The organism is Aeromonas sp. A35_P, from assembly GCF_002259925.1.
GTDB classification, from domain to species: Bacteria; Pseudomonadota; Gammaproteobacteria; order Enterobacterales; family Aeromonadaceae; genus Aeromonas; species Aeromonas dhakensis.
This window is the reverse complement of record NZ_NEVB01000213.1, coordinates 1-25,996: the sequence shown is the minus strand read 5'-3', so window position 1 is coordinate 25,996 and position 25,996 is coordinate 1. Positions and strand designations below refer to the sequence as shown.

Annotated in this window: 23 protein-coding genes, 2 tRNA genes, 1 pseudogene and 1 other annotated feature; of the genes and pseudogenes, 16 read left to right on the top strand and 10 right to left on the bottom strand. The window is 61.9% G+C overall.

The genetic code is table 11. The annotated features are described in order from the left end of the window. The first annotated feature begins 24 nt into the window (after positions 1-24). From CAK78_RS16125 to CAK78_RS16110, 4 genes are read left to right on the top strand one after another with little or no spacing between them, the layout of a single operon-like run. A complete protein-coding gene (locus CAK78_RS16125; protein WP_094697939.1) occupies positions 25-867 on the top strand; it encodes an AAA family ATPase in 843 nt (280 codons plus the stop codon). Then, on the top strand, positions 868-2,031 hold the full coding sequence (locus CAK78_RS16120; protein ID WP_094697938.1) for a vWA domain-containing protein: 1,164 nt from the start codon (positions 868-870) through the stop codon (positions 2,029-2,031). A 55-nt stretch (positions 2,032-2,086) separates the two neighbouring features. Next, the gene (locus tag CAK78_RS16115; protein ID WP_094697937.1) at positions 2,087-3,208 is read left to right on the top strand and encodes a beta-ketoacyl-ACP synthase III; all 1,122 of its coding nucleotides are present in this window, start codon (positions 2,087-2,089) and stop codon (positions 3,206-3,208) included. A gap of 50 nt (positions 3,209-3,258) precedes the next feature. Further along, positions 3,259-4,704: an HD domain-containing phosphohydrolase gene (locus tag CAK78_RS16110; RefSeq protein ID WP_094697936.1), complete on the top strand. Its 1,446-nt coding sequence runs from the start codon at positions 3,259-3,261 to the stop codon at positions 4,702-4,704. Positions 4,705-4,743: 39 nt separating this feature from the next. On the opposite strand, the pseudogene tsaA reads toward CAK78_RS16110, so the two are convergent. Then, positions 4,744-5,452: pseudogene (gene tsaA / locus CAK78_RS16105) on the bottom strand (tRNA (N6-threonylcarbamoyladenosine(37)-N6)-methyltransferase TrmO). A 229-nt stretch (positions 5,453-5,681) separates the two neighbouring features. On the opposite strand from tsaA, the gene CAK78_RS16100 reads away from it, so the two are divergent. Further along, positions 5,682-6,662 (top strand): NAD-dependent epimerase/dehydratase family protein, encoded by a 981-nt coding sequence (locus CAK78_RS16100; protein WP_094697935.1) that lies wholly within the window; start codon positions 5,682-5,684, stop codon positions 6,660-6,662. A gap of 70 nt (positions 6,663-6,732) precedes the next feature. Here CAK78_RS16100 and CAK78_RS16095 read toward each other — a convergent pair whose 3' ends face one another. The 4 genes from CAK78_RS16095 to cydD all read right to left on the bottom strand — a co-directional run bounded on the left by CAK78_RS16095 (position 6,733) and on the right by cydD (position 11,278). Next, positions 6,733-7,125 (bottom strand): DUF488 domain-containing protein, encoded by a 393-nt coding sequence (locus tag CAK78_RS16095; RefSeq protein WP_094697934.1) that lies wholly within the window; start codon positions 7,123-7,125, stop codon positions 6,733-6,735. A 21-nt stretch (positions 7,126-7,146) separates the two neighbouring features. Further along, positions 7,147-7,518 carry an Rcs stress response system protein RcsF gene (rcsF, locus tag CAK78_RS16090; RefSeq protein ID WP_010633326.1) on the bottom strand — a complete coding sequence of 124 codons (372 nt, stop codon included), beginning with the start codon at positions 7,516-7,518 and terminating at the stop codon, positions 7,147-7,149. Between the two features lie 252 nt (positions 7,519-7,770). Continuing rightward, complete coding sequence (gene cydC, locus CAK78_RS16085) at positions 7,771-9,516, bottom strand: heme ABC transporter ATP-binding protein/permease CydC (protein ID WP_094697933.1); 1,746 nt, start codon at positions 9,514-9,516, stop codon at positions 7,771-7,773. Continuing rightward, the gene (gene cydD / locus CAK78_RS16080) at positions 9,509-11,278 is read right to left on the bottom strand and encodes a heme ABC transporter permease/ATP-binding protein CydD (protein WP_094697932.1); all 1,770 of its coding nucleotides are present in this window, start codon (positions 11,276-11,278) and stop codon (positions 9,509-9,511) included. The genes cydC and cydD overlap by 8 nt, the downstream gene beginning before the upstream one ends. A gap of 201 nt (positions 11,279-11,479) precedes the next feature. Here cydD and CAK78_RS16075 point away from each other — a divergent pair. After that, positions 11,480-11,553: transfer RNA gene (locus tag CAK78_RS16075), tRNA-Gly, on the top strand. Positions 11,554-11,647: 94 nt separating this feature from the next. Next, positions 11,648-11,722: transfer RNA gene (locus tag CAK78_RS16070), tRNA-Gly, on the top strand. A gap of 146 nt (positions 11,723-11,868) precedes the next feature. Here CAK78_RS16070 and arcA read toward each other — a convergent pair. Next, positions 11,869-12,588, bottom strand: coding sequence for a two-component system response regulator ArcA (arcA, locus tag CAK78_RS16065; protein WP_011706824.1), 720 nt, complete (start codon positions 12,586-12,588; stop codon positions 11,869-11,871). 376 nt (positions 12,589-12,964) lie between these two features. Here arcA and CAK78_RS16060 point away from each other — a divergent pair, with 376 nt between their 5' ends. Together CAK78_RS16060 and CAK78_RS16055 are read left to right on the top strand one after the other, a co-directional pair. Beyond that, a complete protein-coding gene (locus CAK78_RS16060) occupies positions 12,965-13,381 on the top strand; it encodes a DUF3293 domain-containing protein (protein WP_042009062.1) in 417 nt (138 codons plus the stop codon). A 42-nt stretch (positions 13,382-13,423) separates the two neighbouring features. Continuing rightward, positions 13,424-13,903, top strand: coding sequence for a putative 4-hydroxy-4-methyl-2-oxoglutarate aldolase (locus tag CAK78_RS16055; protein WP_094697940.1), 480 nt, complete (start codon positions 13,424-13,426; stop codon positions 13,901-13,903). Positions 13,904-13,908: 5 nt separating this feature from the next. Here CAK78_RS16055 and CAK78_RS16050 read toward each other — a convergent pair whose 3' ends face one another. After that, entirely contained in the window at positions 13,909-14,385 is a 477-nt protein-coding gene (locus CAK78_RS16050) for a hypothetical protein (protein WP_017765734.1), read from the bottom strand. A gap of 172 nt (positions 14,386-14,557) precedes the next feature. On the opposite strand from CAK78_RS16050, the gene CAK78_RS16045 reads away from it, so the two are divergent. After that, positions 14,558-14,956 carry an META domain-containing protein gene (locus CAK78_RS16045; protein ID WP_094697931.1) on the top strand — a complete coding sequence of 133 codons (399 nt, stop codon included), beginning with the start codon at positions 14,558-14,560 and terminating at the stop codon, positions 14,954-14,956. 109 nt (positions 14,957-15,065) lie between these two features. Here the strand turns inward: CAK78_RS16045 and aceK are convergent, their stop codons facing one another. Further along, positions 15,066-16,793 (bottom strand): bifunctional isocitrate dehydrogenase kinase/phosphatase, encoded by a 1,728-nt coding sequence (gene aceK / locus CAK78_RS16040; RefSeq protein ID WP_094697930.1) that lies wholly within the window; start codon positions 16,791-16,793, stop codon positions 15,066-15,068. 195 nt (positions 16,794-16,988) lie between these two features. Between aceK and CAK78_RS16035 the strand changes: the two genes are divergently transcribed. The 5 genes from CAK78_RS16035 (at position 16,989) to CAK78_RS16015 (ending at position 23,180) form a co-directional block, all read left to right on the top strand. Beyond that, the gene (locus CAK78_RS16035) at positions 16,989-17,681 is read left to right on the top strand and encodes a tRNA/rRNA methyltransferase (RefSeq protein WP_094697929.1); all 693 of its coding nucleotides are present in this window, start codon (positions 16,989-16,991) and stop codon (positions 17,679-17,681) included. Positions 17,682-17,756: 75 nt separating this feature from the next. Continuing rightward, positions 17,757-17,890, top strand: a sequence feature (Thr leader region). A 68-nt stretch (positions 17,891-17,958) separates the two neighbouring features. Beyond that, positions 17,959-20,418, top strand: coding sequence for a bifunctional aspartate kinase/homoserine dehydrogenase I (gene thrA / locus CAK78_RS16030; RefSeq protein ID WP_094697928.1), 2,460 nt, complete (start codon positions 17,959-17,961; stop codon positions 20,416-20,418). A gap of 2 nt (positions 20,419-20,420) precedes the next feature. Beyond that, positions 20,421-21,401: a homoserine kinase gene (thrB, locus tag CAK78_RS16025; RefSeq protein WP_094697927.1), complete on the top strand. Its 981-nt coding sequence runs from the start codon at positions 20,421-20,423 to the stop codon at positions 21,399-21,401. Then, positions 21,398-22,672 (top strand): threonine synthase, encoded by a 1,275-nt coding sequence (gene thrC / locus CAK78_RS16020; protein WP_094697926.1) that lies wholly within the window; start codon positions 21,398-21,400, stop codon positions 22,670-22,672. Before thrB ends, thrC begins: the two co-directional genes overlap by 4 nt. 91 nt (positions 22,673-22,763) lie before the next feature. Next, positions 22,764-23,180 carry a YybH family protein gene (locus CAK78_RS16015; protein ID WP_094697925.1) on the top strand — a complete coding sequence of 139 codons (417 nt, stop codon included), beginning with the start codon at positions 22,764-22,766 and terminating at the stop codon, positions 23,178-23,180. Between the two features lie 226 nt (positions 23,181-23,406). Here CAK78_RS16015 and CAK78_RS16010 read toward each other — a convergent pair whose 3' ends face one another. Beyond that, positions 23,407-24,309, bottom strand: coding sequence for a hypothetical protein (locus tag CAK78_RS16010; RefSeq protein WP_094697924.1), 903 nt, complete (start codon positions 24,307-24,309; stop codon positions 23,407-23,409). 234 nt (positions 24,310-24,543) lie between these two features. Here CAK78_RS16010 and CAK78_RS16005 point away from each other — a divergent pair, with 234 nt between their 5' ends. After that, positions 24,544-25,494: a transposase gene (locus CAK78_RS16005; protein ID WP_094697923.1), complete on the top strand. Its 951-nt coding sequence runs from the start codon at positions 24,544-24,546 to the stop codon at positions 25,492-25,494. Positions 25,495-25,699: 205 nt separating this feature from the next. Here CAK78_RS16005 and CAK78_RS16000 read toward each other — a convergent pair. Continuing rightward, a partial coding sequence (locus tag CAK78_RS16000) for a transposase (RefSeq protein ID WP_141214114.1) occupies positions 25,700-25,996 on the bottom strand: 297 nt, incomplete at its 5' end.

Sequence of the window (25,996 nt, the reverse complement as noted above, 5' to 3'; positions counted from 1 at the left end):
CTCGTCGTCAAAGGAATGGACGTTATGGGATTTGCAGGAAGCGATCGCTATCTCGCCTCAGAGGCGCTCAAGATGGCGGTCAATGCCGCCATCGTGCTGGAGAAGCCGCTGCTCATCAAGGGTGAACCCGGCACGGGCAAGACAGAGCTGGCAGAGGCCGTGGCCAGCCATCTGGGCACCGAGCTTATCGCCTGGCACATCAAATCCACCACCAAGGCCCAGCAGGGGCTCTATGAGTACGATGCGGTGGCCAGGCTGCGGGACTCCCAGCTCGGCGACCCCAGGGTGGGGGAGATAGGCCACTACATCCGCCGCGGCAAGCTGTGGCAGGCTTTCACTGCCGACCTGCGCCCTGTGCTGCTTATCGATGAAATCGACAAGGCGGACATTGAGTTTCCCAACGATCTGCTGCAGGAGCTCGATCGGATGGAGTTCGACGTCTACGAGACCGGCGAGCGCATCAAGGCCCGTCAGCGCCCTGTGGTCATCATCACCTCCAATAATGAAAAGGAGTTGCCGGACGCCTTCCTGCGCCGCTGCTTCTTTCACTACATCCGCTTCCCCGACAAGGCCGAGATGCAGGCCATCGTCAAACTTCACTACCCCGACCTCAAGGAGAGCCTGCTCGGCGAGGCGATGGATCTCTTCTTCGAGCTGCGGGACGTAGAGGGGCTGCGCAAGAAGCCCTCCACCTCGGAACTCTTGGACTGGATCCGGCTGCTCTTGGCTGACGACATCTCCCCCGAGGTGATGCGCGCCCGCGAGCCCGGCAAGCTGGTGCCCGCCCTCTACGGTGCCCTGCTCAAGACCGAGCAGGACCTGCATCTCTTTGAGAAGCTCGCCTTTCTGGCCCGCCGTGGTAGCTAGATGCTGATCGACTTTTTTACCCACCTGCGTCGCCACCAGCTCCCCTGCAGCCTGCGCGAACTGCTGGACTTGCACGGGGCGCTGGCAACCCGGCTGGCCAGCCTCGACATGGACGAGTTCTACCAACTATCCCGCTGTCTGCTGGTAAAAGATGAGGCTCACTATGATCGCTTCGATCGCGCCTTCGCCGAGTATTACGAAGGGTTGGCCGCCATCCCCCTGCTGCCGGAGAGCCTGCCGGATGAGTGGCTGCGCAAGGAGTTCGAGCGGCTATTGAGCGCCGAGGAGAAGGCGTTGCTCCAATCCCTTGGCGGGCTGGATCAGCTGCTGGCGACCCTCAACCAGCGCTTGAACGAACAGAAGGAGCGCCACGCCGGCGGCAACAAGTGGGTCGGCACCGGTGGCAGCAGCCCGTTCGGCCACGGCGGTTTTCACCCGGAAGGGATCCGCATGGGGGGAGAGGGCCAGCATGGCAAGGCGGTCAAGGTGTGGGAGGCGCGTCACTATCGCAACTTCAGCGACGATTCGCCGCTGGGGCAACGGGCCATCCAGCTGGCGCTGCGCAAACTCAGGCGCTGGGTGCGCCAGGGCAACCCGGACGAGCTGGATCTCGACGACACCATCCGGAGCACGGCCAGGCAGGGCTGGCTCGATGTGAAGCTCAGACCCGAGCGCCACAACGGGGTCAAGCTGCTGGTCTTCTTCGACGTGGGAGGCTCCATGGATGCCCACGTGGCCGAGGTGCAACGCCTCTTCTCTGCTCTGCGCCACGAGTTCAAGCACCTGGAGTACTTCTATTTTCACAACTGTCTCTACGACTTTGTCTGGCGAGACAACGCCCGCAGGCACGAGGAGCGCTTCGATACCCTGCGCCTGCTGCGCACCTACGGCAGTGACTACAAGGTGATCCTGGTGGGGGATGCCACCATGGGCCCCTACGAGATCACCTGGCCCGGCGGCAGTGTCGAATATTGGAACGAGGAGGCCGGCCAGGTGTGGCTGGCCCGCCTGCAGCAGCACTTTCCCAAGCTGGTGTGGATCAATCCCACCCCGCGCCGGGAGTGGCTCTGGCACCCTTCCATCAAGCTGATGAACGAATTGATCGGCGGGCGCATGCACCCGCTGACCCTGGCGGGTCTGGCGGCGGCCATCGACCAGCTGTGACCCTCTCTACCCGAACAGACCAACAAGCCGGGAGTGAACCCGGCGAGGAGCAAAGATGACCTCTATCGTGATCAGTGGCTCAGGCCTCTATACCCCTCCCTTTGCCGTCAGCAACGAAGCGCTGGTGGCCGCCTTCAACCAGTACGTGGATCTCTACAACGAGGAGAACGCCTCCGCCATCGACGCCGGCCAGCTGCCTGCGAAACAGCATTCGAGCAGCGAATTCATCGAGAAGGCTTCCGGCATCAAGAGCCGCTATCTGGTGAGCAAGGAGGGGGTGCTGGATCCGGACATCATGCAGCCGCTGCTGCCCGAGCGGCCCGATGACAAGCCCTCCATCATGGTGGAGATGGCGGTGGCCGCCGCCGAGCAGGCGCTGATCGCCGCCGGACGCGAGCCGGGGGAAATAGATCTGGTGATCGTCGCTGCCTCCAACATGCCGCGCCCCTATCCGGCCCTCTCCATCGAGCTGCAGCACTATCTGGGGGCGAGCGGCATGGCCTTTGACATGAACGTGGCCTGCTCCTCCGCCACCTTCGGCATCAAGACGGCGGCGGACATGCTGGCGGCCGGCACCGCCAGACTCGCACTGGTGGTCAACCCGGAGATTTGCTCTGGGCACCTCAACTTCCGTGACAGAGACAGCCACTTCATCTTCGGTGACGCCTGCACCGCCGTGCTGCTGGAGCGGGAGGCCGATTGTCAGGTGGCCAACCCCTGGCAACTGGTGGCCAGCAAGCTGGTGACCCAGTACTCCAACAACATCCGCAACAACTTCGGTTTCCTGAACCGGCTCAGCCCGCGCACCCGTTACGGCGATGACAAGCTGTTCCGCCAGCAGGGGCGCAAGGTGTTCAAGGAGGTGCTGCCGCTGGTGTGCGACCAGATCGCCGGCCAACTCGATGAGCAGGGCTGGGCGGCAGACTCCCTGAACCGGCTCTGGCTCCATCAGGCCAATCTGACCATGAACCAGTTCATCGCCCGCAAGCTGCTCGGCCACGATGCCAGCCAGCAGGAGGCGCCGGTGATCCTCGACAGCTACGGCAACACCAGCTCGGCGGGTTCCATTATCGCGTTCCATCTGTACAATCGCGACCTTCCCGCGGGGGCCCGCGGTGTGCTCTGCTCGTTTGGCGCCGGCTACTCGATCGGGAGCCTGTTGTTGCGGCGCCTGTGAGGGGCGGGGTCATCTCCCCGCCGTCATGACGATAAGGTTTGGGTGGAATCATGCAGAGGATCACGGGGCGCTGCGCCCTTCACTACGGGGTGACGCTGTCACTGTTTTGTCTTTACGGGCTGCAGGTCTGCCCATTTCTGGAGAGCCTGACGCTGCCCCAGCTGCTGGGGCCCGCGCTGGTGACCTTTGCCATCATGTTTGTCCTGCGCGATCAACTGCTGCGCAAGGTGACGCTGTCCGGTCAGGGGCTGGGAGGCTTCGGGCTGGAGGTGGGCTTCTACCTGCTGGGGGCCTTGCTGCTCTCTGGCTACAACGGCATCCGGTATGATTTTCCGCTGGAGAGCCACCTCAAGATCCTGCTGGGGATGAGCACCCTGGGCTTCCTGGTGGCGGCGGATCTCTCGCTGCAGCGGGACTGGCAGCGGGCCAAGCTGCGGGAGCATCAGGCCTGCCTGGTGCTGAACCAGCCGCTGGCCATGCCGGTTTCCCGCAAGTTCTCCCTGTTCGCCTTCACCACCCTGACCCTGCTTGGCGCTGTGTTCTTCCTGCTGTTCAACAAGGATCTGGAGTGGCTGGTCACAGTGGACAAGAGCCTGCCGCGGCTCGATGCCCAGCACTACATCTTGCTGGAGATCGCCTTCGTGATGATGGTGACCTTCGGCTATCTCTGGCTCATCATTCGCGGCTATGGCCGCAACCTGACCCTCTCCCTGATGCATCAGACTCGCGCCATGGCGCAGGTGCAGTGCGGCGATCTGGAGGCGCGGGTACCGGTGATCCGGGACGATGAGTTCGGCCTGATTGCCGCCGGCACCAACCAGATGATTGGCGAGCTGAAGGCGCGCCAGGACGAGCTCAACCTGACCCGGGACGTGGCCATCCTGGGGCTCGCCTCGCTGGCGGAGACCCGCGACAACGAGACCGGCGCCCACATCATCCGCACCCAGTTCTACGTCAAGGTGCTGGCGGAGCAGTTGAGCCGCAGCGACTGGGATCGCTATCCGCTGGACGATGCCACCATCGATCTGCTGTTCAAGTCGGCGCCGTTGCACGACGTGGGCAAGGTGGGCATTCCCGATGCCATCCTGCTCAAGCCGGGCAAGCTGACGGACGAGGAGTTCGCCATCATGAAGCGCCACCCCCAGATTGGCGCCGACGCGCTGGCGAGCGCCGAAGCCCAGCTCGGCTCCAACTCCTTCCTGCGGCTGGCGCGAGAGATCTCCCTCACTCACCACGAGAAGTGGGATGGCAGCGGCTATCCGGCCGGGCTGGCGGGGGAGGCGATCCCCTTGTCGGGCCGGCTGATGGCGCTGGCGGATGTCTACGACGCCCTCATCTCGAAACGGGTCTACAAGCCCGCCTTCAGCCATGAGCAGGCCAGAACCATCATAGTGGAGGGGCGTGGCCACCATTTCGATCCGGCCATCGTCGACGCCTTCCTCGCTTGCGAGGAGGAATTTCGCCAGATTGCCCTCAGGCACAAGGATCATGACTGACAAAAAACCACCCGAACGGGTGGTTTTTTTATGGCTGGCTCACTGGGCCGGCTCGATGGCGAGCACCAGGCAATTGGGCTCGCTGATGCGAAAGCGCACGTTGCAGTCAAACAGCCTGACGCCGTACTCCTTGTCATCCGGCTTGCCCTTCTTGTAGGCGGGGCGGGGATCCTGGGCCAGTACCTCGCTCACCAGCAGGCGCAGCTCGGGATGGGCCTTGAGCCAGGGTTGCAGCTGCAGTTCTGCCTCTGGGCTGAAACTCACCGCCAGCGGCGGGGTGGGGGCGTCGGGGGCGGAAACCGCCGCGGGCATCCGGCAGGCTGTCGGCATAGGGAACATAGGGCTTGATGTCGACGATGGGGGTGCCATCGAGCAGGTCCACCGCCCCCAGCTCGAGCCAGAGCTTGCCGCGCTCACGGCCGACCCCGTGCAGCTCGACTACCGAGAGGCCGAGCGGGTTGGGACGAAAGGTGGAGCGGGTGGCAAACACCCCGACCCGCTCGTTGCCGCCCAGGCGCGGCGGGCGCACCGTCGGGTGCCAGCCCTGCGCCATGGTCTGGTGAAACACGAAGCTGAGCCAGAGGTGGGAGAACTGCTCGATGCCGCGCAGCACGTCCGGCTGATCGTAGGGGGGCTGCAGCTCGAGGCGGGCGCGGGCCGATTTGACCAGACCGGGCTGGCGCGGGATGGCGAACTTCTCCTTGTAGGGAGAGTGGATGATACCCAGGGTGTCGATTTCGAACTTCATGGCGGATCCTGACTGAAAACCCCGGCAATGTAGCACAGCAGCCCTTAAAACGCAGGCGTACACGCTTGCCGTGATCTTGCTCCCATCCCGGCCGCCCGAAGGCTGTATCGCGCCGCCAACTTGCGTAGGGTGGGCGCAGGAAGAGTGAAAGGCTCGTCCGCCGGCAGGACGGGCCGGCACAACCGGCGTGGCCATCGAGGATGGGCCGCGCCGCACAGGAGAGACAGGGATGAAACTGCTGATCATCGGCGGCACCGGATTTCTGGGTCGCCATCTCGCCTCATTGGCGCTGGACTGGGGCCACGAGGTGACCTTGTTCAATCGCGGCCGGCGCCAGCATCCGGACTGGCGCGAGTTGACCCAGTTGCAGGGGGACCGGGATCAGGACCTGACCCCGCTGCATCATCATCAGGATGGCTGGGATCTGGCCATCGACACCTGCTGCTATCGTCCCGAACAGGCGGCGAACCTCTCGGCCGCCCTGCTCGGGCGCTGCGAACGGCTGATCTTCATCTCCACCATCAGTGTCTATCGCGACTTCGCCCAACCCGGGCAGGATGAGTCGGCGCCGCTGCACGAGATGGCCGAGGGGGAGCTGCCGGAAGATTACGGCCCCCTCAAGGTGCTGTGCGAGGCGATCTATCGCGCCCGTTGGGGCGAGCGGCTCTGCATCTTGCGCCCGGGCGTCTTGTGCGGCCCCCATGATCCCACCGGCCGGCTGGCCTGGTGGATCACGCGGGTGCAGCGGGGCGGCCCCTGGCTGCTGCCGGGGCAGGGGGAAGACCGGCTGCAATATCTGGACGTGCGCGACTGCGCCGAGTTCGTGCTGCGGGCCGCCGAGCAGCAATTGAGCGGCATCTTCAACCTGGTCAAGCCGGGCATCGCACTGAGCGACTGGGTGGATCGCCTGGCCGCCAGGCTGGCCCCCGCCACTGCGATCCTGCCGGAGTGGGCACCCTGGCCCGCGCTGCTGGCCGCCGGGGTGGAGCCCTGGCAGAGCTATCCGACCCTGTTGCCCAATGCCCAGCCCGAGTATGCCGGCTATGGCCGCATCAGCGCCGAGGCGGCCATCGTGCAGGGTCTCAACTTTCGGCCGCTGGAGGAGACTGTGGCGGATGTGGCCGAGTGGCTGGCCGGTGCGCCAGACGCCGTGGTGGCCGCCGGCATCACCGCCGAGCAGGAGGCGCGGCTGCGTCAGCTGGTCCGCTAGAGGCCAACAAGTGCGGCAGCAAAGCAAAAGGGCATCGAGAGATGCCCTTTTCTGTCTGATGTGAGCGGCGTTACTCGGCGCGCATGGCGGCGCCGGCGGCGGTTAGCAGCTCGCGCAGGATGGCGCGATGACAGCGGGACTCCTGTTCGCAGTAGCAGCCCACCGACAGGTTGGTGGTGTGGGAGAGGGCGGCCAGCAGCGCCAGATCGTGCCTGGCGGCGGGGGTGGCCAGCTCGGCCTTGTACTGTTTGCAGAAGGCGCTCCACTGGGCGGGCGTCTCGGCAGCCTGACCCAGCTTCATGGTGTCGTTGCTGGGGGCGAGATTGGGGAACCAGACGTCGTACCAATCCTGGCTGGCAAACTCGGTTTTGGGCACGCCGCGGGGCGGGCGGCGCACTGTGCCGATCCGCAGTCCCTCGTCGGGCAGGCGGGGTGTGCCGAGGCGAACGATGGCCAGTGCCATGCAGGCTCCTTGCAGTTGCGCTTATTTCTCGGTGGCGACTTTCAGCGCCTGACCGTAGCAGATCACCTGCTTCAGGCAGCCCGGGGTGTCGCTGAATTCGGCGCACTTGTCGAAGGTGACGCCGTTGCCGCCCATGTCGGCCACACGGCGGCGGGCCAGGGTGCGGGCCTCGCCGGCGTTGGGGATCGGCTGCTTGGCATCGCTCTGGCAGGACTCTCCTTCGACGGTACCGAGGTAGAGGTAGTTGAGATCGGCCAGCTGGCCCTGTTCATAGATCTGAACGCTGCCCGGCTTGAAGTACTCGTCGAAGTTCTCTTTGTCCAGATTGCTGTTGAAGGCAAAGTCGGCGCAGCCGGAGGCAATCAGGGGCATCATCAGGATCAGGCGTTTCATCGTCTCATATCTTGTGTCGGTGATGAGGACAGTAGCAAGGCGCAGGCGCTCCATGTCGGCATCTTGTGGAATAACGAAGGGGCCATTATAGGGGCCAGTCGACGGTGGCGACCAGCCCCATTTTTAGCCGTATGGGCGGGGTGTGACCAGGAGCCGGCTGTGTGTTGCCTGTGCGGCTTCACGCCGCCGGCAAAGATGACTGGCCTGCTGTCATGAGAGAGGGCGCACCGGGCGCCCCTCTCTCGTTGCTCATCAGGCCGGCGCCAGCCGCTGATGCAGGCTGCGGTAGTAGTCGTCTGCCAGCAGCGTCTGATGGGGGGCGCAGAGGCGGATCTGCCCCTCTTCCATCAGGGCGATCCGGTCCATCTGCTCCAGTCCCAGCAAACGGTGGGAGATGAGCAGCAGGGTGCGATCCGACCCCAGCTTGAACAACAACTCCATGATCTCCCGCTCGGTCTGGCTGTCGAGCCCCTCGGTCGGCTCATCCAGCAGCCAGAGCGGGGCGTCGTGCAGCAGGGCGCGAGCGATGCCGATTCGGCGGCGCTCGCCACCGGAGAGCGGCCGGCCGCCATCCCCCAGCCAGGCATCGAGCCCGCTGTCGCTGTGGCCGTTGTCATCTTCCAGCAGATTGGCAAGGCCGACCTGGGTCAGCACCTGTACCAGCTGCTCGTCACTGGCATGGGGGGCGGCCAGCTTGAGGTTGCCGCGCAGGGTATCGGCAAACAGGTGCACCCGCTGGCTCACCACCGAGAGGGAGGCGCGCAGCGCCCCTTCGCTGTAGTCGTTAAGCGGCTTGCCATTGAGCAGGATCTTGCCGGCCTGCGGGTGCCATTCACGGGTCAGCAGCCCCATCAGGGTGGACTTGCCGCAGCCGGTCTGGCCCAGCAGCGCCAGTTTTTCGCCGGCCTGCAGCTGCAGGGTGCAGCCGCGCAGCACCGGCTGCGGGTTGCCTGGGTAGCTGAAATAGAGGTCGCTTATCTGCAGCGCCCCCTGTGGCGCGTGGCGCTCTTCGTGGCCCCACTCGGGGGCCTTGGCCTCCTGCAGGATCTCGTTGAGGCGGCGGGCCGAGGTGAGGCTGGTTGAGAGGTGCTGGAAGGCACCGGCCAGCGGCATCAGCGCCTCGAAGCTGGCCAGGGTGGCGAACACCATCAGCGCCGTGATGGGATCCGGCGCGGCGCCTGCTACCCCGTGACCGGCCAACCACAGCATCAGGGTCAGGGTCCAGCCGCTCAGCAGTTGCACCGAGCAGTTGGCCAGCCCGCTCACCCGGGCCATGCGGGCCTGGGCCTGGATCAGCGCCTGCTCGGCCTGCTGCAGCTCGTCGCGCGCCCGGGGGGCGGCGGCAAACATCTGCAGCTCGGCCTGACCGTCCAGATAGTCCACCAGACGGGTACGCAGGTTGGATTTCTCGGCGATCAGCTGGCGACCGGGCTGGCGGCCGAGGAAGTAGAACACCAGCGGCAGGGCCAGCATGCCGAACAGCAGGATGGCGCCCAGTATCAGGGCCAGGTCGGCATCGAACAGCGAGAGGAAGAACACCAGACCGGCGGTGCTGAGCAGGGCCGCGCCTATGGGGGTGACCAGCCGCAGGTAGACGTGGTCCATGGCGTCGATGTCGGCCACCAGCCGGTTGAGCAGATCCGCCTGGCGAAAGCCCGCCAGGGCACCGGTGGAGAGCGGCGAGAGCTTTTGCCAGAACCAGACCCGCAGCCGGGTCAGCACCCGGAAGGTGGCGTCGTGGCTCACCACCCGCTCACCCCAGCGGCCCGCGGTGCGGATGATGGAGAAGAAGCGTACCCCGCCAGCCGGCGTCATGTAGTTGAAGGTGTCGCGACTGGCGACCGCCATCCCCGCCACGGCAGCGGCGGAGAGGAACCAGCCGGAGAGCGACAGCAGTCCCATCCCGGCGACCAGAGTCACCAGGGCCAGCAGCAGGCCGAGGGAGAGGCTCAGCCAATGCTGGCGATAGAGGCGCAGAAACGGCAAGAGATCAGTCATCGAGAGAACCCTCGTTACGTTGGGAGAGCAGGCGGGCGAACGGCCCCTGCGCGCTACTCAGTTGCTGGAAGCTGCCTTGCTCCACCAGCTTGCCGCGCTCCAGCACCAGGATCTGGTCCATCTTGGTGAGTTGATCGAGGCGGTGGGTGATCATCAGCAGGGTCTGGTTGGCGATGACCTGCTCCAGCGTGGTCATGATGGCTCGCTCGGAGTGGCGATCCAGGCTGGCGGTCGGCTCATCCAGCACCATCAGCTGGGTGGACTTGAGCAGGGTTCGAGCCAGGGCGAGGCGCTGGGCCTGACCGACCGAGAGGCCGCCGGCCTGATCCCCCACCGCATAGTCGAGCCCCTTCTCCATGGCGAACTCCCACGCCTGAGCCCGTTTCAGGGCCTCCTCCAGTTCGCCGTCACTGGCGGCGGGGTTGGCCAGCAGCAGGTTGTCGCGCAGCGAGGCGTGGAACAGCTGCGGGTTCTGGGAGAGCCAGCCCAGCTGCCTGCGCCACTGGCTCATGTCGAGGCTGGCCAGCTCCTGGCCGTTGACCTTGAGCTCGCCGCGATAGGGGGCAAAGCCGAGCAGGGCGTTGACCAGCGAGCTCTTGCCGGCGCCACTGACGCCGATGAGGGCGGTGCGTGCACCCGCTTCCAGGGTGAAGTCGATGGGGCCGACCAGCACCTTGCCCTCGGCGCTCAGCACCTCCAGGGCGCGGGCTTCCACTCTGATGGGGGAGTCGGCATGGAAGGGCGCATTGCCTGAGGCGGGTTCCGTCACCTCGGCCTCGAGGAACTCCAGCAGCTGTTCGGCGGCGCCGATGGCCTGCGCCTTGGCGTGGTAGTGGGCGCCGAGCTCGCGCAGCGGGGCGTAGAACTCGGGAGCCAGAAACAGCACGAACAGGCCGGTAAACAGGGTGACTTTGCTGCCATAGTGGCCGAAGTTCAGGTGATCGATATAGGAGAAACCGAAGTAGACGGCCACCAGCGCCACCGAGAGGGCGGCGAAGAACTCCAGCACGGCGGTGCTGAGGAAGGCAAGGCGCAGCACCTCCATGGTGCGTTCGCGAAAATCTTCCGACGCATCGCGAATGGCATCCCCTTCCGCCTGGGTGCGCATGAACAGCTGCAGGGTGCGCAGCCCCTTCAGGCGATCGAGGAAGTGGCCGGAGAGACGGGCCAGCGCCTGGAAGTTGCGGCGGTTGGCATCGGCGGCGCCGACCCCCACCAGGATCATGAACAGCGGAATGAGGGGCGCCGTGCCCAGCAGAATGAGGCCAGCGGCCCAGTTGACCGGGAACACGGCCACCAGGATCACCACCGGGATGAACACGGCAATCGCCATCTGTGGCAGGTAGCGGGAGAAGAAATCCTGCATGTTTTCAATCTGCTCCAGCAGCAGGCTGGCCCAGCTACCGGCCGGTCGACGCTGGATGTAGGCCGGTCCCAACCGGCCGAGGCGGGTGAGCACCAGCTCGCGGATGGCTTGGCGCACTGCGCTGCCGGCCTTGAAGCTGGCTACTTCACGACCATAGGCCAGCACCGCCTTGCCGAGGGTGACCAGCAGCAGGGTGATGAAGAGGGGGATGGATTGCGCCGGCGTGGTGCCCTCGATGATGAAGCCGTGCAGCAGGGTGGCCAGCAGCCAGGCCTGCGCCACCATCAGGATGCCCTGACCCAGGCCAAAGCCGATGGAGAGGCCGATCCAGCGCCGGCCGTGGCTCGATTGATTGCGCAACCAGCCATAGAGTCGTTTTTGCGTTTTTTTATCCATTACCACCATCCTCGCGTCGAGTGGCGCAAGACTATCCTCGCCCCCCAGGCTTGGCAACCTTGTAAATTCCGGCTTGTGAAAACGGTTGATTGAAAAAGCGGCTTGCTGCTCATTAGTTGGTCGAACAGATTGATTTACGGTAAAAAAACGTATCGAGGTGATTGCGCTCGGCGGCAAAATGCATATAGTAGAGGCCCTGACGCGGGTGTAGTTCAATGGTAGAACGGTAGCTTCCCAAGCTGCATACGTGGGTTCGATTCCCATCACCCGCTCCAAATTCCTGATAATGGCCAAGGCCGTTGTCACCTCAGCCGAAACGGCTGTCTGTCGTGGGGTTTCCCCATCACACCAAGCAAGTTTTGATGCCAGGCGGGCATCGTATAATGGCTATTACCTCAGCCTTCCAAGCTGATGATGCGGGTTCGATTCCCGCTGCCCGCTCCAGCCTTCATGCAAAAAGCCCACTCCTTCGAGTGGGCTTTTTGTTGTCTGTTTTTTGATGCCGGCGGTAGTGCCAGCTCGGCCACCCTGAAAGGCGCAGAAATGGAAAAGGCGCCATCGGCGCCTTTTCAACTCGGGAGGAGGGAGGATTACTCCTGCTCCAGCTCGCCGCAGAAGCGATAGCCTTCGCCGTGGATGGTGGCGATGATCTCGGGAGTGTCGTTGACGCTCTCGAAGTGCTTGCGGATACGGCGGATGGTGACATCCACGGTACGGTCGTGGGGCTTGAGCTCACGGCCGGTCATCTTCTTGAGCAGTTCGGCGCGGGTCTGGATCTGGCCCGGGTTTTCGCAGAAGTGCAGCATGGCGCGGAACTCGGAGCGCGGCAGCTTGAACATGTCGCCAGCCGGGCTGACCAGGGCGCGGCTGTTGATGTCCAGTGCCCAGCCGTTGAACAGGTAACGCTCCACCAGTTTCTTCTCTTCGCCACCGGCGGCCACGTTCATGGTGCGGCTCAGCAGGTTGCGGGCACGGATGGTCAGCTCACGGGGGTTGAACGGCTTGGTGATGTAATCGTCGGCACCGATCTCCAGACCCAGGATCTTGTCCACTTCGTTGTCGCGACCGGTCAGGAACATCAGGGCGATGTTGTCGTCCTCACGCAGCTCGCGTGCCAGCAGCAAGCCATTCTTGCCCGGCAGGTTGATGTCCATGATCACCAGGTTGATGGTGTGGGAAGTCAGAGCCTGATGCATCTCGTCGCCATTGTTGGCTTCGAGCACGATATAGCCCTCTGCCTCGAAGATGCTTTTCAGGGTATTGCGAGTGACCAGTTCGTCTTCGACGATCAGAATGTGTGGTGTTTGCATGAGTATTCCCAGATTCTTATCAGTTAATTATCTAAATTTTAACACTCTTTGGCGTTACCCGACCGGTCCTGAAAATTAATTACGTCATCCTGGGTATGAATATCAGGTCGGATTATCGCGAATTTGGCATCAGCGTTGGCAAACATCCCTGTGCCACACATAGGCTCTCAATAAGTCTGATCGAGAGAAGCCTGGAAAGGTAGTCCATTACAAAAGTGGCTGCATTTTATCAGTTAACAGGCGCATAACAACACTCTTTGCCGTCAGATAGCAACTTTTTAACTCTGGTTTGATATAGGTCAAACCCTGAGTTCACAGCATGATACTTGGGGTTGCCCCCATTTTCGCCCCTATAAAATGTAATGGAATGTAACATGTGGTTGACATGAATTTGTGGGAAAACTACAGAAAAATCTGCTTTATTGCACCCTTTTCGGCGCCGAAATGGCCTGCCTACGCCATAGTGACGGCCTGGAATCCGGCCAGTCGCCAGCTGGGAATGCGTCGTAATACCCGCCGTCAGCGGGCCCTGTGGCGGGCCATTGCGGCGGTTCCTCGCTGGCAGGTGATGGGGCCTTGTCGGGGCAGTTCGCTGGATGAAACATGGCAGGAGTCGTCGCTGCTGCTGGCTTGCCCGCGCAGCGAGGCCATCCAACTGGCGGCCCGCTTTGGCCAGAATGCCATCTATTGGGTGGAGCAGGGGGAGCTCTGGCTGCTGCCGGTGTTGCTGGCGGGGGAGCCACACCATCTGGGCAGAATTGAATCCCACTGGATTGTCAGGGGCTCTGCTTGATGAAAGAATGAGCGAATTCATGCCCATGGAAGGAGACTTATGATGCTGGATCTACTGCCCGATCTCTGTGACGAGTACGGCGATGCCCTGCAGGTGGCGGAGCCGCTGTTTCAAAATTTTGGTGGCAAGGCGCTGTTTCACGGCCAGGCGGTCACCCTCTCCTGTTACGAGGACAACAGCCTGGTGCGGGAGCTGGTCAACCGGCCCGGGCAGGGGCGGGTGATGGTGATCGATGGCGGTGGCTCCCTGTGCCGCGCCCTGCTCGGCGATCAACTGGCGATCAAGGCGGCGGAGCAGGGCTGGGAAGGAATCGTGATCTACGGCGCCGTGCGCGATGTGGGCACGCTGGCGACACTGGCGCTGGGGGTCAAGGCGCTGGCGCCCTGCCCGGTCAAGACCGAGAAGCGGGGACAAGGGGAGCTGGATGCCGTGGTGTCGTTTGCCGGGGTGACCATACATCCGGGTGACTACGTCTACGCCGATCTCAACGGCGTACTGGTGAGCGCCACCCGGCTTATCTGAATCCGCTAGAAGTTGAAGCCGACCCCGACGCTGAGGGATTGTTCGGTGCGAAAGGCGCTGACGCCGTAGTTGGCGGTGATGGCCAGTTGCGGGGTCAGCAGCAGGCTGGTATTGAGCTCCAGCAGGGTGCTGGGCTTGTTCACCTCCAGCTGTTTGAGCTGGCTGCCGATGTTGAGCATGGGGGAGAGCTGGTAGCGCACCCCCGAGCTCAGGTTGTAGCCGGATTGCTCGCTGCTGGGGCCGATGGCCGGGCCTGCTTCCATGTAGAGGCTGACGCCATCGTGCAGCGGATATTGATATCCGGTATTGATGAGCCAGAGATCGAAACTGTCGTTGTGATGAGTCTGACTGCCGAGCAGCACGCCTGAGTAGCTTTTGACGTAGAGCTGGCTGTCGGTATCGTTCTTGAGGAAATCCCAGTCGGCGGCCTGGGCGGTGAGGCTGAGGCATGAGACGAGTGCGATGACGGATGATTTGACCATTCTTTTCCCCTCCCTGGGTCCGGAACAGGAATACAAGCATGGCACATGCCAGCTGTTAGTAAAGGGAACCCCAATCACAATAAAACAGTTTTGATTTGCTCTGCTCTCATGATACACAGGCCCCCATCATCCTGTTTCTTCCCCTATTTCGCTGATATCGAGAGGTGAATCCATGAACAAGAAACTGACTCTGCTGGCCGCGCTGGCCCTGGGAGGCTGCGCCATGGCAACTGGTTCCAAGCTGACGCAACTGCAAGCCTCTACCTGGCAGCTGCAAGGCGCAAGCGGCGACACCTTCACTCTGCAGGTGGCCGGTGACAGGGTCGCAGGCAAGGGCGGCTGCAACCGCTATTTCGGCAGTATCACCCAGCAGGGTGACGGCGTGCTGGCGCTGGGCCCCATGGGCTCGACCCGCATGATGTGCATGGGCGAGCTGGCCGGCAAGGAGATGCTCTACCTGCAGAAGCTGGAGAAAGTGGCGAGCTTCCAGATCAGTGGCCAGCAGCTGGTGCTGAGCGACGCCAACAAGGCGGCACTGCTCACCTTCGACGCCATGCCTGCCGCCAAGTAACTGACGTTTTTGTCAGAGGCTGTCGTAGCGCACGTAGCCGGATGCAGAAAGGGACGCCATGGCGTCCCTTTTGCTATTTGCACTCCCTTTTGCAACGAGGGCGGATCGGCTAGCCGCCACGCTGGAACTTGAAACGCTTCTTGCGCCGGTAGGGATAGACGTCCTCGAACACCCCCTCCTTGATGTTGCTCTGCAGCATCTTCCAGTAGTTGGCGTCGAACATCTCCTTGTGCAGCGCCAGCATGATCTCGCGCACCTGCGGCTTTTGCAGCAGGAAGGTGGCGAACTCCTCGGGGAAGATGTCGTTGGGGGCGACCGAATACCAGGGCTCGGCGCTCCATTCGTCCTCGGGGTAGCGCGGTGGCGGGATCTGGCGGAAGTTGCACTCCGTCATGTAGCAGATCTCGTCGTAGTCGTAGAACACCACCCGGCCGTGGCGGGTGACGCCGAAGTTCTTGAACAGCATGTCCCCCGGGAAGATGTTGGCCGCCGCCAGCTGCTTGATGGCGTTGCCGTACTCCTCCAGCGCGAGCCGGGTCTGCTGTTCGTCCGCCTTGTCCAGATAGAGGTTGAGCGGGATCATCTTGCGCTCTGTGTAGAGGTGTTTGATCACCAGCTTGTCGGCGGTGAGGGTGAGCGCCGAGGGGGCCACCGCCTTGAGTTCGGCCAGCAGCTCCGGCGATATGCGATCGAGGGGAAACTCGAAGTTGGTGAACTCCTGGGTATCGGCCATCCGTCCCACCCGATCATGCTGCTTTACCAGCCGGTACTTCGCCTTCACCTGCTCGTGGCTCACGTCCTTGGGGGGCGTGAACTCGTCCTTGATCACCTTGAACACCACGTCGTAGGAGGGGAGGGTGAACACGCTCATCACCATTCCCTTGATGCCCGGCGCGATGACGAACTGCTCGCGACTCTGGGCCAGATGGTGCTGATAGTGGCGATAGAGCTCTGTCTTGCCGTGCTTCTGGCAGCCGATGGCGTTGTAGATCTCGTAGTCCGGCTTGTGGGGCATGATCTGGCGCAAAAAGGCGACGAACAGCGCCGGCACCGGGGCATAGACCATGAAATAGGCGCGGGCGAAGCCGAACACGATGGAGGCGAGATCCGGCTCGAAGATGACGGTATCCACATAGATGCTCTGGCCGGTGCTGAGCAGGGGCAGGATGAAGGGAAAGACCTGCTCCCTTGCCCGGATCAGCCCCACCAGATAGGCCCCCTTGTTGCGGTAGAAGACCTCTCTCAATAGCTCGATGGCGAAGGGCTCATCGTGCAGAATATGCGGCCCGTTCTCGGCAAGATGACGATGGATATCGACAATATCCCGCTGTTTGTCCTCATAGGGCAGGGTGAAGCTGTAATCCCCCAAGAGCTGGCTCAGAGTCTGCGGCAGGTGGGCGAGATCGGTGCGATAGATGCGCAGCAACGCGCCCAGATCGGGCTTGTCACCGCGGCTGACGAAGGGGTGGATGTAGAGGTTCTCGTCGCGGATGTTGCGATGGCGAAAGATGCGGCGGTAGACGGAGTTGAAGAAGGACTCCGCCACCTCGAAGTTCTCGCACTTGGGCAGCAGGTCGCTGAAGGCCCCCTTGACCCGCTTGAGCAACTCCTGGGTGGCGTGGTGCTCTCCCATCATCTGGCGGATGGAGCCGGCCGTCGCCCCCACGTGGTGGTCATAGAGGCGGATGCGCTCGCGCCCCGCCAGCTGCACCCCGAGCCAGTCGCTGTTTTCAAAACGGCTCTTGCTGCCTTGGGTGATTTCGAGAAACCGGCTGTAAAACGACTCGAAGCGTTGCAGAATCGTCTCGGCGACGGCCTGTTCCAATGGCTGCTGCATCTCTCTCTTCCTTGTGATCTGTCGGGCCGATGGCGCCTGGGATTGGCTGCAATTTGTCCACATTCCTGGCCACTATGGCAACATTCAAACGTCTGTTCAAGTGGCAATTTTCGGGTGAAAACGGTAGATTGCGCCCCTGTTTTGCCGACGTTCCGCTGTGGTTTGCACGTTCGGCCCTGCTCAGGAGAAGACCCGATGAAACTCTATTTTGTGCTGGTGGCCCCCGCCCGCCCTGCCAACGTGGGCGCCGCCGCCCGCGCCATGAAAACCATGGGCTTTGATGCCATGCGACTGGTGGCCAGCCGGGTGCACGAAGAGGAGGAGGCGAGCTGGGTGGCCCACGGTGCGCAGGAGATCCTGACCCAGGCCGAGGTGTTCGACACCCTGGAAGAGGCGCTGGCCGACATGGATCTGGTGGTGGCCACCACAGCCCGCCAGCGCGGCCGCTATCAGCACTACCTCACTCCGGCCGAGATCCGCGACCAGATCAAGGCCAAGCCGTCGCTGGACAAGGTCGCCATCGTGTTTGGTTGCGAGGAGTCGGGCCTCTCCAACGAGCAGCTGGCCCAGGTCGACCTCATCAGCTATCTGCCGCTCAAGGTGAGCTACCCGTCCCTGAACCTGGGCCAGGCGATCATGCTGTACGCCTACGAGCTGAGCCAGTTGCTCGATGAGCCCGAGGTGCTAGCAGAAAATATTGATAACGCCGGACAGGTTCGGGTGCTTAAAAGTAAAACAGCAGAAATTCTTGGTGATCTCGGTGTTTCGCAGGATGAAAAACTGCATCAGTGGGTGATGGACCGAGTTCCCATGCTGCCGCAGCGGGATTTGAACATGCTCCATCTGCTTTGCAAAGACCTTGCCCGCAAACTTGGCAAAGAGGTTTAGGTTGACAGCCCGGCGCCCGGCGCGGTATTGCTAAAAGCCAGCTTCGTTCAAGAGTGTTCGTCATGCAGTTATTCACCAGCGTCATCATCATCACCACCACCATTATTACCGGTACCACCACAGGTGGCACTGGGGCCGGTTGATGCGCTGACGAACAAGCACAGAAATCAGAAAAAGGCCCGTACCCACCCAGTACGGGCCTTTTTTGTTGGGTTGTTTTCAGACAGTTTTTAGACCGATTAGCGGATCAATTTGCAGGGAATACAGGGAGATAGCGATGAGAGTGTTGAAGTTTGGCGGGTCGTCACTGGCCGATGCAGAGCGTTTTTTACGGGTCGCCGATATCGCGGTGAATACCCACGGCCAATCCCAGGTTGCCCTGGTGCTGTCGGCACCGGCCAAGGTGACCAACCACCTGGTGGCCCTGGTGGAGCAGACCAGCCGCGGCATGTATGCCAGCAGCACCCTGTTTGAAATCAACGGTATCTTCTCCCGCCTGCTGGCCGGCTTGAAGGCCGCCTATCCGGCGCTGGATGACAAGGCGCTGCAGGCTCGTCTCACCGCCGAGCTGGATCAGGTGGAGCGGCTGATGCAGGGCATCCGCCTGCTGGGACTCTGCCCGGACAACGTGCAGGCCCGCATCCTGAGCCGGGGCGAGAACCTCTCCATCGCCTTCATGCACGAACTGCTGCGGGTGCGCGGCCTCGAGCTGGACCTCATTGTGCCAGAAGAGCTGCTGGTGACCGACGGCGGCTACCTCGAAGCTCACGTCGACATCGAAGCCTCCCGCCTGCGCTTCGCCGCCAAGGGGTTGCGTAGCGACTGCCTTTACCTGATGCCGGGCTTCACCGGTGGCAGCGACAAGGGCGAAACCGTGCTGCTGGGTCGTAACGGGTCGGATTACAGCGCAGCCGTCTTGGCCGCCTGCGTCGATGCCGAGTGCTGCGAGATCTGGACCGACGTCGAAGGCTGCTACAACTGCGACCCGCGCCTGGTGCCGGACGCCTATCTGCTGAAAACCCTCTCCTACAAGGAGGCGATGGAACTCTCCTACTTTGGTGCCAAGGTACTGCACCCGAAAACCATCGCGCCGGTGGCCCAGTTCCACATTCCCTGCCTCATCAAGAACAGCTTCAACCCGCAGGGGCCGGGCACCCTCATCGGCGTCGAGCAGGGGGATGACGATCTCAAGGTGAAGGCCATCTCGGATCTTTCCGGCATGTGCATGTTCAACGTCTCCGGCCCCGGCATGAAGGGCATGGTCGGTATGGCTGGCCGCATCTTCTCCGCCGTCTCCCGCGCCGGGGTCAGCATCGTCCTCATCACCCAGTCATCCTCCGAGTACAGCGTCAGCTTCTGTATCCACAGCTATGACTGTGACAAGACCCGCAAGGTGCTGGAGCGCGAGTTCGAGCTCGAATTCAAGAACCAGCTGCTGGATCCGCTGGAGATCATGCAGGATCTGGCGATTATCTCCCTCATCGGTGACGGCATGCGCACCTCCAAGGGGATGGCGGCCCGCTTCTTCACCTCGCTGGCACAAGCCTCCATCAACATCGTCGCCATCGCCCAGGGCTCGAGCGAGCGCTCCATCTCGGCGGTGGTGCGGGATCGCAAGGTGGCGGAAGCCATCAAGGCCTGCCACCAGAACTTCTTCGGCAGCCAGCAGTTCATCGACCTGTTCGTGGTCGGGGTCGGCGGTGTCGGCGCGGCCCTGGTGGATCAGATTGCCCGTCAGCAGCCGGTATTGGCTGAGCAGGGCACTGGCCTGCGGGTAGTAGGCATCGCCAACAGCCGCCAGATGGCGGTCAACAAGGATGGCCTGAACCTCGCCAACTGGCGTGAACAGCTGGTGGAAGCCCGTGACAGCTTCAGCCTGGAGGCGGTGAAGAAGCTGGTGGAGGAGAGCCACCTCATCAACCCGGTGATCGTCGATTGCACCTCCAGCGAGGCCATCGCGGTCCAGTACGCCGACTTCCTCGCCGCCGGTTTCCACGTGGTCACCCCGAACAAGAAGGCCAACACCGGCTCGCTCGATTACTACAAGGCGCTGCGTCGCACCGCCCGTCAGACCCGCCGCAAGTTCCTGTACGAGACCAACGTGGGCGCTGGCCTGCCGGTCATCGAGAACCTGCAGAACCTGATCAAGGCTGGCGACAAGCTGCGTGCCTTCGACGGCGTGCTGTCCGGTTCACTCTCCTTTATCTTCGGCAAGCTGGACGAGGGGATGGCCTTTTCCGACGCCACCAAGATTGCTCGTGGCAACGGCTTTACAGAGCCGGATCCGCGCGACGATCTCAACGGCATGGACGTGGCGCGCAAGCTACTGATCTTGGCCCGCGAGGCTGGCATGGCGCTGGAGCTCTCCGATGTCGAGGTAGAACAGGCGCTGCCGCCGGGCTTTGATGTGAGCGGCGACGTGGAAGCCTTCATGGCCCGCCTGCCGGAGGCTGACGGCTGGTTCCGCGACCAGTTCGCGGCGGCCCAGCGTGACGGCAAGGTGCTGCGCTACGTGGGCTCCATCGAGGGTGGCAAGTGCAAGGTCGCCATCAAGGCGGTCGGCGCCGACGAGCCGCTGTTCAAGGTCAAAGACGGGGAGAACGCGCTCGCCTTCTTCTCTACCTACTACCAGCCGATCCCGCTGGTGCTGCGCGGCTATGGCGCCGGTACCGAAGTGACCGCCGCGGGCGTCTTTGCCGACGTGTTGCGCACCCAGAACTGGAAGCAGGAGTTGTAAGCATGAGTTCAGACATGTACCAGAGCAGCAGCGTGGTGGCCTATGCTCCCGCCTCCAGCGCCAACCTGAGCGTGGGATTCGATGTACTGGGGGCGGCGCTCGCCCCCGTGGATGGCTCCCTGCTCGGGGATCGCGTCCAGGTCAAGGCAGCCGATGTGCCGTTTGCCCTCTCCTCCGTGGGCCGTTACGCCCACAAGTTGCCGGCTGACCCGAAAAAGAACATCCTCCATGACTGCTGGCTCGCCTATGGCGAGGCGCTGGAGAAGCGTGGCCTTGGTCTCAAGCCGCTCGAAATGGTGCTGGAGAAGAACCTGCCGGTGGGCTCGGGCCTGGGCTCCAGCGCCTGCAGCGTGGTGGCGGCACTGGAAGGGCTCAACGCCTTTCACGGTGCGCCCCTCAATGAACACGACCTGTTGCTGCTGATGGGGGAGATGGAAGGCAAGATCTCCGGCTCCGTCCACTACGACAACGTCGCACCCTGCTATCTGGGCGGCATGCAGCTGGTGCTGGAAGAGCACGGCGTCATCAGCCAGGGTATCCCGGTGTTTGACGAGTGGTACTGGGTGGTCTGCTACCCGGGCACAGTGGTCTCCACCGCTGCCGCCCGCGCCATTCTGCCGGCCCAGTATCGCCGGCAGGATTGCCTCACCTATGGCCGCCGGCTGGCCGCCTTCGTGCACGCCAGCTACACCGGGCAGGAGGGGCTGGCGGCGAGCGTACTCAAAGACGTGATTGCCGAGCCCTACCGCGCGGCGCTCATTGAAGGCTTCAACGAAGTGCGGGCCCAGGCCGCCCAGAACGGGGCGCTGGCCACCGGCATCTCGGGCTCCGGCCCCAGCGTGTTCGTGGTGATGAAGGATCTGGCCCAGGCCGAGCGGATGAAAGAGTGGATGGATGCACATTTCGTGCAGAACGAAGATGGATTTGCCCGGGTTTGCAAACTCGACATGGCCGGGGCACGGGTAACAGGAAGCGAGCTATGAATCTTTACAATATCAAGGACAAGAGTGAACAGGTGAGCTTCGCCCAGGCGGTGCGTCAGGGTCTGGGCCGCGAACAGGGTCTGTTCTTCCCCGAGCGGCTCGAGCCGCTGGCAGACGTCGATGCCCTGCTGGAGCTGCCGCTGGTGGAGCGCTCCGCCCGCATCCTCAGCCACCTGCTGGGGGATGAAGTGGCCGCGCCTCAGGTACACGAGCTGGTCAAGGCGGCCTTCACCTTCCCGGCGCCGCTGGTGAAGCTCAAGGACAACACCTATGCCCTTGAGCTGTTCCACGGCCCGACCCTGGCGTTCAAGGACTTCGGTGGCCGCTTTATGGCCCAGTGCCTCGCGGCCTTTAGAACCAACGACAAGATTACTATCCTCACCGCCACCTCCGGCGACACCGGCGCCGCCGTAGCCCACGCCTTCTACGGGCTGGAGGGGATCGAGGTGGTGATCCTCTACCCCAAGGGCAAGATAAGCCCGCTGCAGGAGGCGCTGTTCTGCACCTTGGGGGGCAACATCCGCACCATCGCCATCGACGGCGACTTCGATGCCTGCCAGGCGCTGGTGAAGCAGTCCTTCGATGACGAGGAGCTGAAAAAGGCGATTGGTCTGAACTCCGCCAACTCCATCAACATCAGCCGCTTGCTGGCCCAGGTTTGCTACTACTTTGAGGCGGTGGCCCAACTGCCGAAAGCCGATCGTGCCAAGGCAGTCATCAGCGTGCCGTCCGGCAACTTTGGCAACCTCACCGCTGGCCTGATTGCCAAGGTGCTGGGGCTGCCGGTGAAGCGCTTTATCGCTGCCACCAACGCCAACGATACCGTGCCGCGCTACCTGAAAACCGGCCAGTGGGATCCGCACCAGACGGTCGCAACCCTGTCGAATGCCATGGATGTGAGCCGCCCCAACAACTGGCCTAGGGTAGAAGAGCTGTGCCGTCGCAAGGGTTGGGCGCTGGAGACCTTAGGGTCAGGCATGCGTGACGATGCTCAGACCCGGGATGCGTTGCAGCGCCTGCACCAGCTGGATTACCTGTGCGAACCCCACGGCGCCATTGCCTGGGATCTGCTGGGCAAACAGCTGGCCGAGGATGAAGTGGGGGTGTTCCTCTGCACCGCCCATCCGGCCAAGTTCAAGGAGTCGGTGGACGAGATCCTGGGGCTGGACGTGCCGCTGCCCGGCCCGCTCGCCAAGCACGCTGTGCTGCCGCTCTTGTCCCACAACCTGCCGGCGGAGTTTGCCCCGCTAAGGGCCTTCCTGCTCGGTTAAGTTGATTGCCAATCCCCCGACCTCGGGGGATTTTTCTATCCGTTGCTTTTATCCGTGACAGGGCGGGCAAGCCGCCCCATAAGGAGTGAAGATGAGTCAGCATCCCCTTCGTGCTCTTATCGAGACCTGCGACGCCGCCATCTCCCGGCGTGATTTCGACGCCCTGATGGCCTTCTACGCCGAGGACGCCGCCCTGGTGGTCAAGCCCGGCATGATGGTGCGCGGTATTCCCTCCATCCGCCGTGCCTTCACTGCCATCTCGGATTACTTTCAAGGGCAGCTCAAGGTGGATCAGGGCGCCATGGAGGTGATCGAGGGGGCCGACAATGCCCTGGTGATCATGGAGACCCGGCTCAATTACCCGGATGGCCAAGGGGGCCTGACTGATGAAACCCGCCGCGCCACCTATGTGTTTCGCAAAGAAGCCGATGGACAATGGCGCTGCACTATAGACAACTCCTACGGCACTGCGCTGCTGGCAGCGGTGGACACCGCGCCTTCTGCCTGAACGCTCACCAGGGGCTATCCCAGAGCGGGGGCTGCTACAAGCCCCCGAATGATAGGCAATCAACAAGCTGCTGATATAGAAACACTTGTTAGGCATTGCTGTGACCGTGATGATGAGAAGCCCATCCCTGCGCTGCTGGCGCAGACAGTGGCTCGCCAAACAGGATAAACAGGAAACAAAAATCCCCCGAGCGCGGGGTATTTTTATTGCTTCGATAACGGGATGCTTAATTGGCTTTGCCAATCACCTGAGGGCTCGCTTCGCAGAAGTCGTAATCGTCACAGTACTGCACCTGATAGGCATACTCCTTGCCGGGGATCAGAGGATTCTGGTCGCCATTGATGTCGATATAGCGGTCGTCGTTGATGTCGAGTTTGGCCAGTTCGACAAACTTCTGATCTTGCTGCTTGTCGAGCTTCTCGGCGCGGGAGATGCGGGTGTATTTATGCTGACGGGTCGTGATGGAGCTGTTGTCGGCATTGCTCCAGGCGAGCTGGACTTCGCTGACCAGATCATTGCTGGCCTTGATCCCGGCAGGCTGGTTGAATCTTGGGTACTGCACCTTGATGGTGGAGCTGGCGATGCGCAGTCTAAGGCTGGTCAATGAGTCGAAGGAGGCAATATTACTGCCGCACAGCGAGAGATATTTCGGCATAGCTTTGTCATATTTCGGCTGATCCTGTCCGTCGTAGAAATGCATCGAGAGCTGGGTATCGCCGCTGGAGTAAGAGGTCGCCCGTTCGATGTTCTTGCGCTGGGACAACATGAAGTTGTCGGGTGATCTGCTGGCCCCGACGGAGAGGGTCATAAAGGTATAAGAGTCGCTGGTGGAGGGCCGATAGAGATTATTGGTGCCCCGCAGGGAGTAGCTGCGATATTTCGGGTCCGAATACATGTAGGAGTAGAGATCCATGGTACCGGCAGAGGCACCTCCTTCCGCATTGACGCCGGTGTCATTGAAGTTGTGTCCGAACAGCAGGGTCGCGCCTTGCGGGGTATTGAGGCGATACATTTGGCAGCCATCGATGATCCGCTGGTATTCCAGTATGGCGAAGTGGTGGGCAACAGTCTGTTCGGCCATGGCTGGTGCAGCCAGCATGGTCAGAGCTGCGAAGAAAGCGCGTTTCATATAATCGAATCCCGAATAAAAAAGAGCGTACATTCTAGATCATGTCATCCGCCAGTTGTGCTCCATATGGGTATTGAACTATCTCCCTTGAGGTGGTTTTCGTACGAGCCTTTATGGTGGCTGGGGTTGGCCGACAAAAGGTTCTGCACTTCAAATTGGGACACCCACCTTTTTGACAGCGGCGTGCTGCTGTATTTGGCTTGATATGAGAGGTCACTGTCGGGGAGAGGAGCCATGACTATTGCCCGTTCACGTCAAATCAGTCTGCAGGACACGCCTTACTACCATGTGGTCAGCCGCTGTGTGCGGCGGGCTTTTCTGTGCGGGGAAGATGCCCATTCCGGTCAGAGTTACGAGCACAGGCGCCAGTGGGTAGTCGACAAGCTGGGCCAACTGTCGCGGCTATTTGCCATCAGCGTCTGTGCTTATGCGGTGATGAGCAACCACTATCACCTGGTGCTCAAGGTGGAGCAAGATACCGCCTCCAGTTGGAGCGAACGGGAAGTGGCCGAGCGCTGGGTAGCGCTGTTTCAGTGGCCGTTGTTGGTACGGCGCTGGTATCAAGGGGAATCCTTGATTGAGCCCGAACTTATAGTGGTGCAGCAACTGATAGAGGAATGGCGGGAGCGGCTTCATTCCATCAGCTGGTTTGTACGGTTGCTCAATGAAACCCTGGCACGGCAGGCCAATCGGGAAGATGGCTGCAAGGGCCATTTCTGGGAAGGGCGCTTCAAAAGCCAGGCCCTGCTCACCGAGTCAGCCCTTCTGGCCTGCATGGCCTATGTAGACCTCAATCCGATACGAGCTGGATTGGCCGACCGGCCCGAGCAGAGTGATTACACCAGTATCAAACAGCGTCTCGAGAAAGATCCCGGCACTGATGTTTTGCCACCACTATTGCTGCCGTTTGCCGGTACGCGCGAACCTGACTGCCTGCCCTGCGCCTTTTCTGACTATCTGATGCTGGTGGACTGGACCGGCCGTGCAATTCGGACCGACAAGCGAGGTTATATTCCGGCCCACTTGGCCCCAATCTTGGCGCGGTTGGGACTTGATGGTGCCCGATGGCTGAAACAGGTGACACTGTTTAGGCAACAAGGGATCAGAGTTGTGGGAGACAAGGCGCATTGCCGGCAGTTCGCCCACCGCTGTGGTCAACAACGATGTCACCAGCCACCGTTCTGATCTATTAGTCGTACCCTGTTTTCTCCCCATTTTTTGGCATATGTTCCGGTGTCAGGCATTACCACGTTTGCACAAACGGTTTGTCTGGTAAAAACTACTCGATTGCCAAACTGTTACTGTTTTTTGGGGGACAGTATTCATGATTGCAGAGATAGCCAGCCGAGCCGTGGCTGGCTCAGAAAGGTGGGTGTCCTAGGCTGCGTTCTCAAAATGCTGGTTTTCTGTCCACCAATAGTTCCCGTAAGTAACGAAGGCAGAAAGCCAGCTTGATAAAAGCAGCAAAACTTCCCGCCAGCTTTTCATACCTCGTTGAGAATCGGCGAAACTTCTTCAGCCATCCGAAGCACCGTTCGACCACATTTCTCCTACGATAACGAGCTTTGTCTAACACCAGTGGACGTCCCTTATGGTGCCGTTGCTGGTCGCTGCGTTGCGGGATAACCGCTTTTATCTTTCTGCGCCGGAGTTCTGCCCGCAGAGCCCTGCTGCTATAGGCCTTATC